Annotated in this window: 17 protein-coding genes; 1 reads left to right on the top strand and 16 read right to left on the bottom strand. The window is 42.8% G+C overall.

Features of this window, described 5'->3' with window-relative positions; all coding sequences use genetic code 11:
• Positions 1–47: 47 nt before the first annotated feature.
• The 16 genes from P855_RS0117475 to cidR all read right to left on the bottom strand — a co-directional run bounded on the left by P855_RS0117475 (position 48) and on the right by cidR (position 14,450).
• Positions 48–509 (bottom strand): RidA family protein, encoded by a 462-nt coding sequence (locus P855_RS0117475; RefSeq protein WP_037986427.1) that lies wholly within the window; start codon positions 507–509, stop codon positions 48–50.
• Positions 457–1,509 (bottom strand): amidohydrolase family protein, encoded by a 1,053-nt coding sequence (locus P855_RS0117470; RefSeq protein WP_200865971.1) that lies wholly within the window; start codon positions 1,507–1,509, stop codon positions 457–459. The genes P855_RS0117475 and P855_RS0117470 overlap by 53 nt, the downstream gene beginning before the upstream one ends.
• On the bottom strand, positions 1,506–2,021 hold the full coding sequence (locus P855_RS0117465) for a 3-hydroxyanthranilate 3,4-dioxygenase (protein WP_037986552.1): 516 nt from the start codon (positions 2,019–2,021) through the stop codon (positions 1,506–1,508). The genes P855_RS0117470 and P855_RS0117465 overlap by 4 nt, the downstream gene beginning before the upstream one ends.
• Positions 2,022–2,107: 86 nt before the next feature.
• Positions 2,108–2,857 carry an IclR family transcriptional regulator gene (locus P855_RS0117460; RefSeq protein ID WP_028784773.1) on the bottom strand — a complete coding sequence of 250 codons (750 nt, stop codon included), beginning with the start codon at positions 2,855–2,857 and terminating at the stop codon, positions 2,108–2,110.
• A gap of 112 nt (positions 2,858–2,969) precedes the next feature.
• A complete protein-coding gene (locus tag P855_RS0117455; RefSeq protein WP_028784772.1) occupies positions 2,970–4,445 on the bottom strand; it encodes a 4-hydroxyphenylacetate 3-hydroxylase family protein in 1,476 nt (491 codons plus the stop codon).
• Positions 4,446–4,465: 20 nt separating this feature from the next.
• Positions 4,466–4,948, bottom strand: coding sequence for a flavin reductase family protein (locus P855_RS21260; RefSeq protein WP_051353299.1), 483 nt, complete (start codon positions 4,946–4,948; stop codon positions 4,466–4,468).
• Between the two features lie 215 nt (positions 4,949–5,163).
• Positions 5,164–5,589, bottom strand: a complete 426-nt coding sequence (locus P855_RS0117445; RefSeq protein WP_028784771.1) for an NUDIX hydrolase — start codon at positions 5,587–5,589, stop codon at positions 5,164–5,166.
• A 396-nt stretch (positions 5,590–5,985) separates the two neighbouring features.
• Positions 5,986–7,272 (bottom strand): GntP family permease, encoded by a 1,287-nt coding sequence (locus P855_RS0117440; RefSeq protein WP_028784770.1) that lies wholly within the window; start codon positions 7,270–7,272, stop codon positions 5,986–5,988.
• A 54-nt stretch (positions 7,273–7,326) separates the two neighbouring features.
• Positions 7,327–8,505, bottom strand: coding sequence for a thiolase family protein (locus tag P855_RS0117435; RefSeq protein ID WP_028784769.1), 1,179 nt, complete (start codon positions 8,503–8,505; stop codon positions 7,327–7,329).
• Positions 8,506–8,526: 21 nt separating this feature from the next.
• Positions 8,527–9,303, bottom strand: a complete 777-nt coding sequence (locus P855_RS0117430; protein ID WP_028784768.1) for a 3-hydroxybutyrate dehydrogenase — start codon at positions 9,301–9,303, stop codon at positions 8,527–8,529.
• A 26-nt stretch (positions 9,304–9,329) separates the two neighbouring features.
• Complete coding sequence (locus tag P855_RS0117425; protein WP_028784767.1) at positions 9,330–10,004, bottom strand: 3-oxoacid CoA-transferase subunit B; 675 nt, start codon at positions 10,002–10,004, stop codon at positions 9,330–9,332.
• A 14-nt stretch (positions 10,005–10,018) separates the two neighbouring features.
• A complete protein-coding gene (locus tag P855_RS0117420; protein WP_028784766.1) occupies positions 10,019–10,714 on the bottom strand; it encodes a CoA transferase subunit A in 696 nt (231 codons plus the stop codon).
• 230 nt (positions 10,715–10,944) lie between these two features.
• Positions 10,945–12,309, bottom strand: a complete 1,365-nt coding sequence (locus tag P855_RS0117415) for a sigma-54 interaction domain-containing protein (protein ID WP_028784765.1) — start codon at positions 12,307–12,309, stop codon at positions 10,945–10,947.
• A gap of 155 nt (positions 12,310–12,464) precedes the next feature.
• Positions 12,465–12,839 (bottom strand): hypothetical protein, encoded by a 375-nt coding sequence (locus P855_RS0117410; protein ID WP_028784764.1) that lies wholly within the window; start codon positions 12,837–12,839, stop codon positions 12,465–12,467.
• On the bottom strand, positions 12,839–13,372 hold the full coding sequence (locus P855_RS0117405) for an acyl-CoA thioesterase (protein WP_028784763.1): 534 nt from the start codon (positions 13,370–13,372) through the stop codon (positions 12,839–12,841). Before P855_RS0117405 ends, P855_RS0117410 begins: the two co-directional genes overlap by 1 nt.
• Before the next feature lie 184 nt (positions 13,373–13,556).
• Entirely contained in the window at positions 13,557–14,450 is an 894-nt protein-coding gene (cidR, locus tag P855_RS0117400; protein WP_028784762.1) for a cidABC operon transcriptional activator CidR, read from the bottom strand.
• Between the two features lie 150 nt (positions 14,451–14,600).
• Here cidR and P855_RS0117395 point away from each other — a divergent pair, with 150 nt between their 5' ends.
• A complete protein-coding gene (locus P855_RS0117395) occupies positions 14,601–14,900 on the top strand; it encodes a DUF3243 domain-containing protein (protein WP_028784761.1) in 300 nt (99 codons plus the stop codon).
• Positions 14,901–15,023: the final 123 nt, after the last annotated feature.

The following is a 15,023-nucleotide window of genomic DNA, read 5'->3' as shown; positions in this document are numbered from 1 at the left end:
AAATCTCGGATTGCTTTATGGGAAGATGGTGACGCTCCGTCACCATCTCAGTCTTCTATTTCAACAACCATTTCAATTTCGATAGCTGTGCCGCCTGGCAGTTGTGCCATTCCAACTGCCGAACGGGCATGACGACCTTTCTCGCCAAACACCTCGACTAGAAGATCAGAGGCTCCATTGATCACTTTTGGCTGGTGTATAAAGTCCTCTGTACAATTCACCATCCCTAATAATTTGACAACACGCTTCACCTTGCTTAATTCTGTAAGCTCAGCTTTTAAGACACTTAACAGATTTAACATGGAGATACGTGCTGCTTGATATCCTTCTTCAACACTTAAGTCTAAACCCAGCTTCCCATGGTATTGATCTACTCCCTGACCGGCAGTGAAGATCAAATTACCTGCCTTTACATGGCTCACATAATTCCCCACCACAGAGCGAACAGGAGAAAGCTCAAGCCCGAGTTTTTGAAGTTTCTCCTCTGGAGTTATTACTTTTTGTTCCATAATTCAGTCTTTTCTCCTTTACATTTAAGAATCGGATTGCATTTTCACCTAATACCATTCTTTTCTGTTTATCTGTGAGATTGTCCATTTCATCAACTACTTTTCCAGGTGGAATTTCCCTTAATAAAAATGGATAATCAGATCCCATCATTACACGGTCATCCCCAAAACGATCAATTAAATAGTTGATATTAAGAGAATCATAGTTTAACGAATCAAAATAGAAGTTCTTCACATAATGACTTGGTGGATGGGACGTCAATCGTAAATGAGGCCATACTTCCCAGCCTTTATCTAATCTCGGGAGAATGTATGGAAAGGAACCACCCCCATGTGCAAAGCAAACTTTCAAATTCGGAAACTTTTCGATTACCCCGCTCCAAATCAGGCTGGCTGCGGCCAGTGCTGTTTCACTGGGCATCCCTACGGTGTACATGAAATTATGTCTTGGCGTACGATCTTTCGCCATCGTCTCCCAGGGGTGAATAAATAAAGGTACGTTCCATTCTTCTGCTTTCTCAAAGAATTCGAGAAATTGAGGGGAGTCGAGATTCTCCCCATTGATATTCGTACCAATCTCAATCCCATAAAGGTGTAGCTCATTGATACATCGTTCCATTTCTTTGATAGCAGCTTTTACGTTTTGCATGGGGACAGTCCCCATGCCAATAAAACGTGCCGGGTTTTCTTTGACAGTCTCCGAGATGAAATCGTTCTGTATTTTAGCCATCTCTGTGGCAGCCTTTACGTCTGCCCAGTATGAAAAGGTAACAGGGATCGGGGATAGGACTTGAATATCCACCCCTTCGCGATCCATGTCCTTAATCCTTTTTTCAGGATCCCAAACCTGGTCGGTCACTTCCCTGAATACTTTTCCTTCGATCATAATATTTGCGCCACATGCACAGGTTTGATCCAAGGTGGGCCATTTGCCCTCATATTTTTCTGTGAAGTCAGGTAAATCTTTCGGAATAACATGTGTGTGAAAATCTACCCTCATGCCTTCCATTCCTTTGCTTCAGGAGGCATAACATAGCCGCATTCATCACAAGTTCGAAGTTCTTCACTAGCGTTGAATGTTTCAATTGCTTCTTTAACCTGGGTGCCAATGTCGGTCAATTGCACGGTAGCACGGTGCATTTCATGGTTGCAGTTATCACAGAACCAGGAGAAACTCTCAAGCTCCCCCTCGCCTCTTTTACGCTCAATGACTATGCCATACGAGTCAGCAACCCGGTGCGGGGAATGAGGAACGTGAGCTGGAAGCATGAATATTTCCCCTTCTCCAACCTCCACAATTTCACGTTCTCCCTCACCATTGATACATTCTACAAAGGCACTTCCTTTCACCTGATAAAAAAATTCATCAGCGGGATCGATATGGAAGTCCCTACGCTTATTAGGTCCCCCAAGAAGCATCGCGATGTACTCGGAATCTTCCCATAGCACTTTATTATTAACAGGTGGTTGCAACAAATGCTTATTTTCCTCAATCGTTTTCTGTAGATCCATCACTCTGGATTGTAAAAAAGATGTAGATTTAGTGGACATCAAAAATCCTCCTTATTTATTAAAAATCACCATTATTGTAAACGCTTTCATAAAGCGCTGATATAGCCCAAATCTTTCGAGATGTTTTCCGCCGTACTCACAACATTTTTAATCATATCTTCACGGTTCCTGCCGTTCATATAAGTGATTGGCCCTACCATATTTAACGAGGCGATAATTTGCCCTGTATAGGAACGGATAGGCGCTGCTATTCCATATAAACCAAGTTCATTTTCATTATTACTTATTGCATAACCTTGTTTTTTAATTTGTCTTAACTCTTTTTTCAACGTATCAAGATCTGTAATTGTATTTGGAGCCAGTTTCAATAGACCTTTGGATATCGTCGGTTTAAGAAAGGATGGGTTATAAGCTAGTAATACTTTTCCAGTACTCGTACAATAGGCTGGTTTGGTAGCACCAATGTAAGTTGGCACAGGGAGGGATTCTTTCGACTGCACCTTAAGGACAAAACGAACTTCCCCTGCATCAAACATTCCAATATGCACGGTACCATTAAACTTTCTGACTAGCCGTTCACAAAACGGGGTGGCTTCATTGTAGATGTCCTGCTGGTACATCACATGATTACTCCATTCAAGCAGCTTCCAGCCTAAACGATATCTTCGGCGGCTATCTTGTATTAAAATGCCTTCCTGGCATAAAGTACGTACAAGGTGATTCACCGTGCTTGGATTCATCCCTAACTTTTCTGCAATCTCTAAATTGCCAAGTGCAGGCTCATCATTAGTAAAACAATTCAGAATTTTGGAAACTTTTCGGACAGACGAGATCACTGAGCTTCCTTCCCCCTCATTCCAATAACGTTTATAAGTAATTTTTCCCATATCACCCAGTATAAAGGAATTACTCAACTAAACGCTAACCAGCCCTGACGAAAATGTACAATTAGGTCGTTTGAACCTGGTCGATTTTTGTTCCTTTCAATGCCTCATCTACCATTTCAAATTTATTCTTGCGTTTAAATCCGGCATAAAATCGTCCCAGCCTTCTGACAGGATCACCCGAGTAATAACGCTCGTATTGTAGCAGGCGTTGACCGAAGGCTTCTCCACTCAAATCCCAGGCAAGCTTGAATAATTGTACCCTTTCTTCTGAAGAAACTCCTTCACGTCCTACATAATATTTTTCTGTAACGCCCCTGAGCTCCGGATTAACAAAGTCTGCTTCTGATGGAGACATCAGCAAGCCGCCAGCACCGATAGTCTGAATGACTTCAACTGCTCTCGGATACATTTTGGGTAGCATACCACGGATGGCCTCCAGCGGGGTACCTGCCGGCATAACTTCCCCATGAGGCAATGTTTCATACTCATATTCAGAGACACGGAGTAATGATCTTATAGCTTCCACTGACTGCATCAGTTCTCCCAGCTGAGTCTGGACATTTAAATATCCATCCACGCCTATAGAGTCCGCGACCCGGGCAGCCACTTCCGCAGCAAATTGAAGCTTGATTAACCCTCTAACACCCGATTGATGTGCAGGCTGTTGCCCAATGCCCGTTTTAGGATAAAGCAGGTTAGCAGCCTCCACGTTTTGATTGATGAATATTCGATGTTTTGGAACGAAGACATCATCAAATACAAGCAGGGCATCCATTTCTTCATATCGGGAGGAAAGCGGATGATCGAACAGAGAACGTTTGCCATCCTGCGCCGGCTCCCGGCAAATGATTTGCAGCCCTGGTGTATCTAGTGGTAAAGCAAATGCGATGGCATACTTTTCATCTCCTGGTTTAAATCCAGGAAAAGAATAGATGATAACTTCGTCTGTGATCGGGGCCAGAGTTGCCAGCATCTTTGCTCCTCGTACGACAAATCCGTCTTCTCTTTCTTCAACCACTCCTAAATGAGTAAACTCATCATTTTGCTCATGAGAAGCTTTACTTCGATCATTTTGAGGATTGATTATGGCGTGCGTTAAAAAGAGATCATGATCACGAATGTACTTGTGATAGTCGATCATATTCTTAGCCCATTCGGGATCATACTGTTTAAGGAACCAAGAGTTACTAGCCATTGCGGTTACTGTTACATTCAAAAAGTCAGGTGTCCTGCCCATTAACCCGAAAGTAGCTCTTGCCCAAATCTCAAAAAGTTTTGAACGCGCTTTCAAATCTTCATATGACTTTGGTACTTTAAAAGCCTGTGAAACTCGCTCCCCATTCTCCTCACAAATATAAGTGACTTCATCCCGATATGCAGGATCGTTTTGCATATCATAAAGTTTGGCAATTTCCTTAACTGGCTGGTGAAAAACAGGTTCGTTGTATACGTCCGTAACTTTTTGTCCACCAAGCCATACCTCAGGCTGCCGTGATTTCAGACCTTCTATATATTCCTCTCCAGTACGAATCCCCATAACAGTTGTGCCTCCTTCAATTAATCTGTAACATAGTTTTCAATAGCTTTTGTCTGACGAAATTTACCTTTGAAGAACACTAATCCATCATCTTCCTGATACGTATAATTTTTTACTTCACCTAAAAATAAAACATGGTCTCCGCCCTCATATTCCTTCCATGGAGTACATTCAATGGTTGCTAATGCCCCTTTGATTTTGGGACCGTATTCACTTTCTTCCCATTCGATATTTAACCCTTGCTGTTCACGACCGGCAAATTGCCAGGCAATCGCTTCTTGTCCTGAGGATAAGATGTTCACGATAAAACTCTTATTCTTAAGACTTTCATAAGACTTAGCATTCTTATCAATGGATACCAAAATCAGAGGGGGATCCAAGGATACAGATGTAAAAGAGTTAACCGTAATGCCTTTCTTAACCACATCATCTTCATACCACGTAACAACCGTCACACCGGTTGCAAAACTTCCTAAACAATTTCTTAAATCGCGTACATCCATTTTTGTTATTCCACCTCCATAATTAATTTCTGTTATCACTATACAAAATAGTGAAATAGTAAAAAGCTCAAAATTTCATATTATGATATTTCAGTATACATTTTAAAAATTTCTGATTTAATCGACTAATTTCTTTATTCTGATATTTTAAATAAGAAAATAGGCAGTAAATCTGTCGATTCACTGCCTATTGATTATTAATTTTAGGAGGATTGCTAGTTATGCTTTAAGGTTTGTACCTCCTTAATCACTTTTACCATATTCTTCGTCATAAAGCTCGCTTGCTCCCCAAACCGAATATACTTATATCCATCCACTTCCGGTGTCTCTTTTTCAGTATAACGATGTATGAAAAAGGATAAACAGCTCATTTCATTTATGTCTGGGAGTTCTTTCACCTTCCATAAAAACAGATGAAGATTCTTCTTGGGGTTATAATCAAACACTCCTAAATCGACCAATTGCTCTTTTGGAACATCCAGATTGGTCTCTTCCTTGGCTTCCCGAATACATGTCTCTTTTGGATTTTCGTCTCGTCCTACCTCTCCTTTAGGCAAATCATAAAACCAATTTCCGGTTGAATGACAGCCGAGGAACCATTCTCCATCTGTCAAAATAAGCCCTGCAGATAGCTTTTTCATTGTAATCACCTGCTAATCATGTTTTATGTAGTATTCCCTTTTTGATAGATTGTACAACACCAAAAAACCTACCCTGTCATTACACTCAGGATAGGTTACAAGATTAATTATTTTTAATAGTTTCTCTCTAAATGTCTGATAACGATGCAGGTTGCTTTTCTTCCTGGAAGGCAATGGTATCCACCCCTTTCTTTTATTCACTACAATCTATGTAATATGGGCAGAAGTGTAATGGGCGAATGCTTAATTTAGGCTCTTTTGCATCAAAAAAATGGCTAAGCTGCTTCTCTACAATATCTGCTTAGCCATTTTTACTTTATGAGTGCTAAATTATGCTGAAATTTCAAAAAAACCAGGTCTCCGCCCGGATTGCGGAAACCTGGTTATTTTCTATAATTATAAAATTCCGATAGCTGCCAGCATGATAACAACTGCAACAGAGATGACCGGAATCAGGACAGCTACTACAAAGATATCTTTATAGCTGTCTTTATGGGTCATGCCAGTAATTGCGAACAACGTCAATACCGCACCGTTATGCGGCAAGGCGTCGAGACCTCCGGATGACAAGGAAGCAATCCGGTGGAAGGCTTCCGGACTGATGCCGGTGTTCTGTGCTATTTCGTAATATTTGGAACCGAGTGCTTCCAGTGCGATTCCCATCCCCCCAGATGCGGAACCAGTAGCACCAGCTAAAATATTTACCGCGATTGCTTCTGAAATGAGCGGATGCCCTTTGACGCCCATCAGCAATTCAGTCAGACGTTCGAAGCCTGGCACTTCACGCACAACGGTACCGAAACCTACCGCAGCACTAGTGTTGATGATGGCGATGACAGAGCCGTTCGCTCCTTTGTTCATCGATGAAATGAAGCGCTTGAACTTGCCTGGATTCAATACCATGATTAACAGGATACCTGCGATCAAGGCTGCGACGACGTCCCATCCGAATACATTCAAGGTTATAAGTACAGTCAAAAGTGGTAATATAGACAGGATGAAATTAGGATCGTCCTCTTCTTCCACTTGCATCATATTTTTATCGCTTGGCTCGGTAAATACTTCCCCTTTTTGGGTCAGTTTCTTTTCCTGCCACCTTAAGTATAAATATCCTCCGACCCCCATGATGATGGCTGCAATGATCCCCATAACCGGGGCTGCCATGGCATCTGTTTTAAAATATTGCATCGGAATCAGGTTCTGAATTTGTGGTGTACCCGGGATGGCAGTCATCGTAAAGGTAAAAGAACCTAATGCGACAGTTGCCGGGATCAGCTTTCTGGAGATATTTGCTTCACGGAATAATGACAATGCGAGTGGATAGACAGCAAATACGACAACAAATAAGCTGACACCGCCATAAGTCAATACAGCACAGGAAGCAAGCACCCCGAGAATGGCGCGTTTTGTTCCTAACAGTTTTGTCAGTGCAACTGCGACAGACCTGGCCATGCCTGTGTCTTCCATCAGTTTTCCAAAAATAGCCCCAAGCATGAAGACAGGGAACCATGCTTTAGCAAAATCAACGAACCCGCCCATATACGTATCTTTATAGGCTTCTAACAAATCGAGGCCGCCTGTGACCGCTACGACTCCCGCAGCGATCGGGGCCACCCAGATGATGGACCAGCCGAGATAGGCCAGTACCATCAATACAATGAGACCTAATAATATTCCAAACATGTTGATTCCTCCACTAGTTGAATAGTTTCTCCCAAACCTTTTTTATCTGTTTATCTATACGATTTCTACGAGCATCGCGATTCCCTGCCCTCCCCCTATACATAGAGATGCGATCCCGTACTTTTCATTTTTGCGTTTTAATTCTTTGATGACTGTATATAAAACACGCGTGCCGCTTGCCCCGATCGGGTGGCCAAGCGAAATAGCTCCTCCGTTGACATTCACTTTGCTTCGGTCTAAGCCAAGTTCTTTTTCTACTGCCAGGTACTGGGCAGCAAATGCTTCATTGACTTCAATCAAAGCAATATCATCTAAAGACAAGTCCGTTTGAGCCAATGCTTTTTTGATGGCGGGTACCGGACCGATTCCCATGTAGGCTGGATCAACACCGGCTACTCCCCAGGATACAATTTTAGCTAATGGCTTGAGGTTCTTTTCTTCCACAAAACTCTCGCCTGCTAATACGACTGCTCCGGCACCGTCATTGATACCGCTTGCATTTCCACCGGTCACAGTACCATCTTTTTTGAAGGCAGGCTTCAGCTTTGCCAGCCCTTCAGGCGTTGTATCTTCACGGATATGTTCATCGGTATCTACAACACTGGTACCTTTGCGAGATTTCACTTCTACCGGAACGATTTCTTCTTCGAACTTTCCACTGTTGCGCGCTTCTGCTGCACGTTTGTGGCTTTCTGCCGCATATGCGTCCTGGTCTTCTCTACTAATTTCGTATTTTTCTGATAGATTCTCTGCTGTAACGCCCATACCTTTTCCAATATATTCATCTGTCAATGCTGCCCAGAGCATGTCATCGATTTTCGGCGTGCCAAGCTTGGTGCCGAAACGGCTGCCACGCATGGCATACGGGGATTGGCTCATGTTCTCCACCCCGCCAGTCAGGGCGACTTTCCCTTCTCCCAGCTTAATAGACTGGGCTGCAGATACGACCGATTGCAGTCCGGACCCACATAGTCTGTTAACCGTAAGCGCCGGGCTTTCCATCGGCACCCCGGACTTCAATGCGATATGTCTGACCATGTATGGTGCGTTGTTTGCGGAATGTATGACATTCCCCATCACAGTTAAATCAACATCTTCCGGAGTGATGCCGCTTCGCTTGACTGCTTCTTTACTGACGGTCACCCCAAGGTCGGTCGGATCGACGTCTTTTAGTGACCCACCGAAGCTTCCAAATGCTGTCCGTGCACCTTCTAAAATATAAACGTTTTCCATGCTGTTACTCCTCCCTTTCATTTATTGTGCTGTATAGCCACCATCAATGACGACTGCCTGCCCGGTGACGCCTTTTGATTTATCACTGGCGAGGAATAATGTATAGTCGGCAATTTCCTGTACTTGAAGCAAGCGTTTTTGTGGAACTAATGGATAGATCACTTCCTCCAGTACTTTCTCTAATGACACGTTACGATTTTTCGCCAGGTCCTCCAGCTGGTTGCGGACAAGCGGCGTATCGACATAGCCTGGGCATACCGCGTTTACGGTAATACCATGCTCTGCACCTTCTAATGCGGTAACTTTTGTCAATCCGATGACACCATGCTTGGAACTGTTATACGCAGATTTCCCGGCAAAACCGACAAGTCCGTTGATTGACGCCATATTGATAATACGTCCAAAGCCTTGCTTTTTCATGATCGGGAAAACATGCTTCGTTGCCATGAATGGGGCCACCAGCATAACTTTTGTGATGAATTCGAATTTTTCTGTCGGGAAGTCTTCGATCGATGCTACATGTTGAAGTCCGGCATTATTGATCAAGACATCGAGCCGGCCGTATTTTTCCACTGTCTGGTCAATTGCCTGCTGCAATTCTTCTTCTTTTGTAACATCGCACTTCACGCCGATGCAGTCATATCCTTCATCCGTAAGCTTCTTTGTCGCTTCCTGCAATTTTTCTTCATTGATGTCACTGAACGCGACTTTCGCGCCGTTTTTCACGAACTCTACTCCGATTTCGTGGCCGATTCCACTTGCTGCACCTGTTATGAATACTACCTTGTTATCTACCATTCCATTTATCCCCCTTGATTAAAAGATCAGAACGTTGCCGATAATAGATTTTCGCTGACCTGAAGATCTGCGCCAGTCGCTTCTACTACTTCTTCTACTGTCCATCCTTCTGCTACTTCAACCAGTACTAGCCCGTCGTCTGTAACATCGATGACAGCACGATCGGTGATAATGCGATCCACGACACCTTCACCAGTTAAAGGGAGACTGCATTCTTTTAGAATTTTCGGCTCTCCATGTTTATTTACGTGATCCATGATAATGACGATCTTCTTAGCACCGTGGACAATGTCCATCGCACCGCCCATACCTTTGATCATCTTTCCTGGGATCATCCAGTTTGCCAGATTACCGGTTTCAGAGACTTCCATACCACCAAGAATGGCAAGATCCAAGTGTTCTCCCCGAATCATCGCAAATGATTCAGCACTGCTGCAATAAGATGCTCCGACCGCTGCTGTGACCGTTTCTTTTCCAGCATTGATTAAGTCCGGGTCCACTTCGTTCTCATACGGAGAGCGTCCGATTCCCACCAGACCATTTTCAGACTGAAGAACGATTTCTTTATCTTCCTGGATGTAGTTCGCTACCATCGTCGGCATTCCGATCCCTAAGTTGACATAGAAACCGTTTTCAATTTCGCGCTCTGCTCGTTTTGCGATTTTCTCTCTTACTAGTGCTTTATCCACATTAACTGCCATGCTGTTCCCTCCTATTATGCTTCTTTTCTCAGCGTCAGACGTTCGATTCGTTTCTCCTGTTTACCTTCGATCAACCCTTGTACATAAATACCAGGGGTATGAATATGATCCGGATGCAATGTTCCGACTTCCACCAGCTCTTCCACCTCTGCAATTGTTGTAGTACCTGCAGCTGCTATCTCCGGGTTAAAATTACGGGCCGTCTTGTTATAGACAAGGTTACCCAGCCGGTCGCCTTTGGCAGCACGGACGAGGCTGAAATCTGCTTTCAGACCTGTCACCATCAAATAGTCTTTTCCATCAAAATTACGTACTTCTTTTCCTTCTGCAATCGGCGTTCCTACACCAGCTGGTGTATAGAATGCAGGTATGCCTGCTCCGCCGGCACGGATACGTTCTGCCAAAGTCCCTTGTGGAGTCAGTTCTACTTCCAGTTCTCCGGCCAGCACCTGACGTTCGAATTCCTTATTTTCACCGACATAAGAGCCGATCATTTTATCAATCTGTTTATTTTCAAGGAGCAGTCCCAGCCCCCAATCATCAACGCCACAGTTGTTGGAAATCACCGTTAAATGCTTTACCTTTGATTCTACTAATGCAAGAATCAGATTCTCCGGAATACCAACCAGACCAAATCCTCCAACCATGATTGTCGAGTAATCTTTGATATCTTTTACTGCTTCTTCAAATGATGTATAAATAGTTTTCATCATGCTACACTCCCTTCACCTTTTATTTATGCAAGAAGCATGCCAACTTTTAAAGTGAATGAAAATTCACTGATGAAGGACGATTCACTTGTAAGCGCTAACAAATAATTTACGGATTTTCGGAAAATTAAACATAATACTACAATCACAACAATGAAAGCCCTTTATCATATAACAAAAAATAAACCATTCCAGAATATCGGAATGGTTTTCCGAATTTCCGGAATGGTTTATAAATGGTATTTTTTCACTTTATCATATAAGCTTGTTTTTCCTATACCAAGCATTGTTGCAGCTTTTCCTTTGTCACCATGGACTTTTTTCAATGCTCTTTCAATCGCCTGGCGTTCTGCCGTTTCCAAAATCGCCTTCAAACTTCGATCTTCCTCCATTAATAGTGTATCTGGCTTAATGCGATCGGGCAGATCTTCCAGTTCAATGGTTTCATTGTTCGTGAGATGGACAGCAGCCTCGATAACGTTTTCCAGCTCTCGGACATTACCTGGCCAGTGATATTCCAGGAAACAGTCATACACGATGGGCTCAAAATCGACAACCCGTTTACCGACCCGCTCGGTTACCTTTTCTAGTAAATATTTTGCCAGCACCCGGAGGTCTTCCGGCCGTTTTCGAAGCGGCGGTATATCAATCTGGACCACATTTATCCGGTAAAATAAATCTTCCCGGAATTTCTGTTGTGCTATTAATTCTTCGAGCGGCTGATTGGTCGCCGCTATAATCCTTACATCCACTTTCTGCGGTGTAACCGATCCAATTGCTTCAACTTCCCCTTCCTGAAGGACACGGAGAATTTTCACCTGTGCCTGAAGCGGCATATCTCCGATTTCATCAAGAAAAAGGGTCCCGCCATCTGCCATTTGGAATTTCCCCGGCTTGCCTCCTTTTTTGGCACCAGTAAAAGCACCTTCTTTATACCCGAACAGCTCAGACTCGAGAAGGTCTGCGGGAATTGCCGCACAATTGACCTTAACGAAGGGCTTCATATTCCGTTCACTAAGGTGGTGGATGCTATGGGCAAACAGTTCTTTACCTGTTCCACTCTCCCCCCGAAGCAGTACCGAGACATCGCCGGGTGCTATTTTTTTTATTTTATCCTTTAATACATGCATCTCCGAGGAACTGCTGATGATATCATGCAACGAATAAGAAACACCGTTCAGTTGTTTCATTTGATTTCGGTAGGATTCCAGTTCCAGAAACAAATCTTTGATATGACTGTTCAATTTAAGCCATTCTTCGGTATCCCGAAATAATACCATTCCAAGAGCACCGACCACCTCTCCATCCGCCCGGAGCGGAATCCGGTGGGCAATCATATAATTACCACGTATATATTGGAGATCTGCAAGTTCTTCTTTACCCGTTTCTGCCACGATGTGCATTCGGCTATTTTCAATTACCTCAGTCACATGCTTGCCACGGACATTCTCTTTATCTACTTCGAGAAAGTCACAATAACTATCATTCATATAAGAAACAAACCCATTGCGATCAACCACTACAATACTATGGTTGACATTCCCGAAAATCGTCTCCAGTATGCCGTCCCGGTAATTTTCTAATATCTCCAGCATTCGTCCACGCTCCTGATGATTGAAATCTTTCTTATCTATTTTATCATGAGAGCGATTTCAATCAATCTCCCAATATTTGCGAGCTTCCCTATCCGCAGTCACTCTATAAAAGCATGAAAACAGCCAGCAGATTTTCTGCTGGCTGTTTTCATGCTTTATTTTATTATCGTGGAACCTTGGAGCAATTCGGGTTTTGCGCCTAGTGTCAATAAAAATAGTTTAGAGTCACTGATGGCCCGATGTTTCCTCATTACACTTTTCAGCTCATCTATACGAGGGTGGTCTTTCAGTTTTTGTACTTCTTGTTGATATAGGTGAAGAATCGAACCTCTAACAAACTTGGGCTTATATTCCGGCAGGTCTTCATCCATCAATAACGAGCCCATGTAGCCATATTTGATCTGCAGCTGTCTGGTCAAGCTGACGACATGCACCAGATGGTCACTTAATTCGGGGCAATCCTGCTTCAATGCATCCAAATCTTCCTTCGCTTCGTACAAGTCGTTCAAACCAGCAAGCATGTTGGCCATTATACTTCCTCTCCTTTTTCCCAGGGTTTCTCCAAACCGATGATTTTAGTCAATTCTTTACTATGTTCTTTTCGGACTCTGCGTCGCTCCGCACGTTCTTTTCCGGATTCATATAAAAACTTCTCTTCTTCTGTCTCCGGTACAATCTCAGGAACTTTTATCGGTCTTTTATTCTCATCAAGCGCAACGAATGTGAGAAAAGCTGTGGCTGCCATCCGCCGTTCACCAGTGATCATATCTTCCGCAATTACTTTGCAAAAAATCTCCATCGACTTGCTGCCGGTATAGGATACATATGATTCTACACAAACGGAATCTGTCTGATGTATCGGATACAGGAAATCAATCGAGTCGGTGGATGCAGTCACACATTCTTTTGCCCGCGCATGCCGGCGTGCCGACAAAGTCGCATTATTATCTAATTTTTTCATCAATACACCACCGAACAATGTATTGTAATTATTCAAATCGTTGATCATCACTTGATCAGTATTCACGATCAGGCTTTCTTTTGGACTTTTTGTTTCAATCATAATTAATGATCCTTTCTTTGATGTAGTGTTTCTCAAACGTTTGATATTCCAAGTGTAAGCCTGTGTTTCCTATAAGTGAAATGGATATTAATCATGGGAAACATAGATACTATCTATGCAAATGCTTTCAGCTATGCACGGCAAGTATCTGAATGGTAAAATCATCTATTAAAAAAAGCACCCCTTATTCCGAGGTGCCCGGCATCAACCTATCCTGGGTAAACTTCAACCATTCTTTAGTTGCATAAGACAAATAATGATTTTTCCTCCAAATAATCGCCAAATCCCACTCAATCATTGGTTTAACTATTTTGATCGTACGAACGTCTTCTTTCAACAACTTGGACACACTATAGGGCAATATCGAGATACCTAATTCAGAGGTAATCATTTTACCAATAAAGTCCCATTGTGAACTTTCCGATACGACCTGGGGTATAAAGCCCGCTTCCTTACAGGCCCCCCTGATCCTGTCATTCAGTGCGAAATCTTTGTTGAAAAGAATGAATAATTCATCCTTAAGTTCTTCCAGTTTAATTTGCTTCCTTGCGGCTAGTTTATGGGAAGGAGGAACAACTGCACGCAATTCTTCCTTCATAAAAGAAAATTGATCAAATTCTTCCCCTTCGGTCGGCAGAACAGCAATCCCGACATCAAGGTTATCTTCTATGATATCTTCCTCAATTTTTCTTGTCCCATTTTCCATCAGCTGGAAAGTTATCTTAGGATAAAGTTGATGAAACTTTCCCAAAATCCGAAAAAAGTGATCGGCGTCCATAATTGGCGGAAGTCCAATTCTGATATGCCCTTTCTGCAGGCCAATCAAATCATCAAGCTCCGTCTGCAGGTTATCGAAGGCTTTATCAATCGTTTGCGCTTGATTTAAAATCACCCGGCCGGCATCTGTAAGGACCAGCTGTTTTCTGGTTCTGTCAAATAGCTCTACTCCAAGTTCTGACTCTAAGTTTTTTATCATCTTACTGATTGTCGGCTGTGTTACAAATAAATGATCAGCGGCACGAGTGAAACTGCCGAATCGCGATACTTCTATGAAATATTTCAAGTGTCTGATATCCATATGTTCACCTAATCCTCAGGAATGTTTATAGTATTACTTTAGTTAAAATTCTTTCTTATGTAAATTACCTTGCCACTTACCATTTCCAAATGTTTCAATCTCACCAGTAAGTGGTATTGTCTACCATTACACAAAAAGGAGCTTGATAACATGAAAGATCCACGTGATGCAGCAGCTAATATGAGCGAAGATAAAAAAGACGATATCATGCAAAGTTTCCAGACGTTCAAGGATTATTTAGGCGACCAGGTGAACAAAGGTGAGAAACTTGGATTAGGGGAAGAAGGACTTACTAAAGGCGCCAAGCGTGTGGGTGACTACCTCGCCAAGAATGAAGATCCAAGAAACCGCGAGGAAAAATTGCTTAATGAACTTTGGAAATTCGCTGACGAAGAAGAAAGGAAGCATATGGCACATGTGTTGGTAAAGCTTGCTGACTCCACCAATTAATATATAGTTATAAACGAGATGGTTCAATGGACGAACCATCTCGTTTTTTTGTAATAATAACCTGGATAATTTCCTTCTATATATCAAAACCCCTGATTGAACTTTCTAAGCCCAATCAGGTTT

Origin of the sequence: Thalassobacillus devorans MSP14 (genome assembly GCF_000496835.1) — a bacterium.
GTDB classification, from domain to species: Bacteria; Bacillota; Bacilli; order Bacillales; family Halobacillaceae; genus Thalassobacillus; species Thalassobacillus devorans_B.
This window is presented reverse-complemented; position numbering and strand designations above follow the sequence as displayed.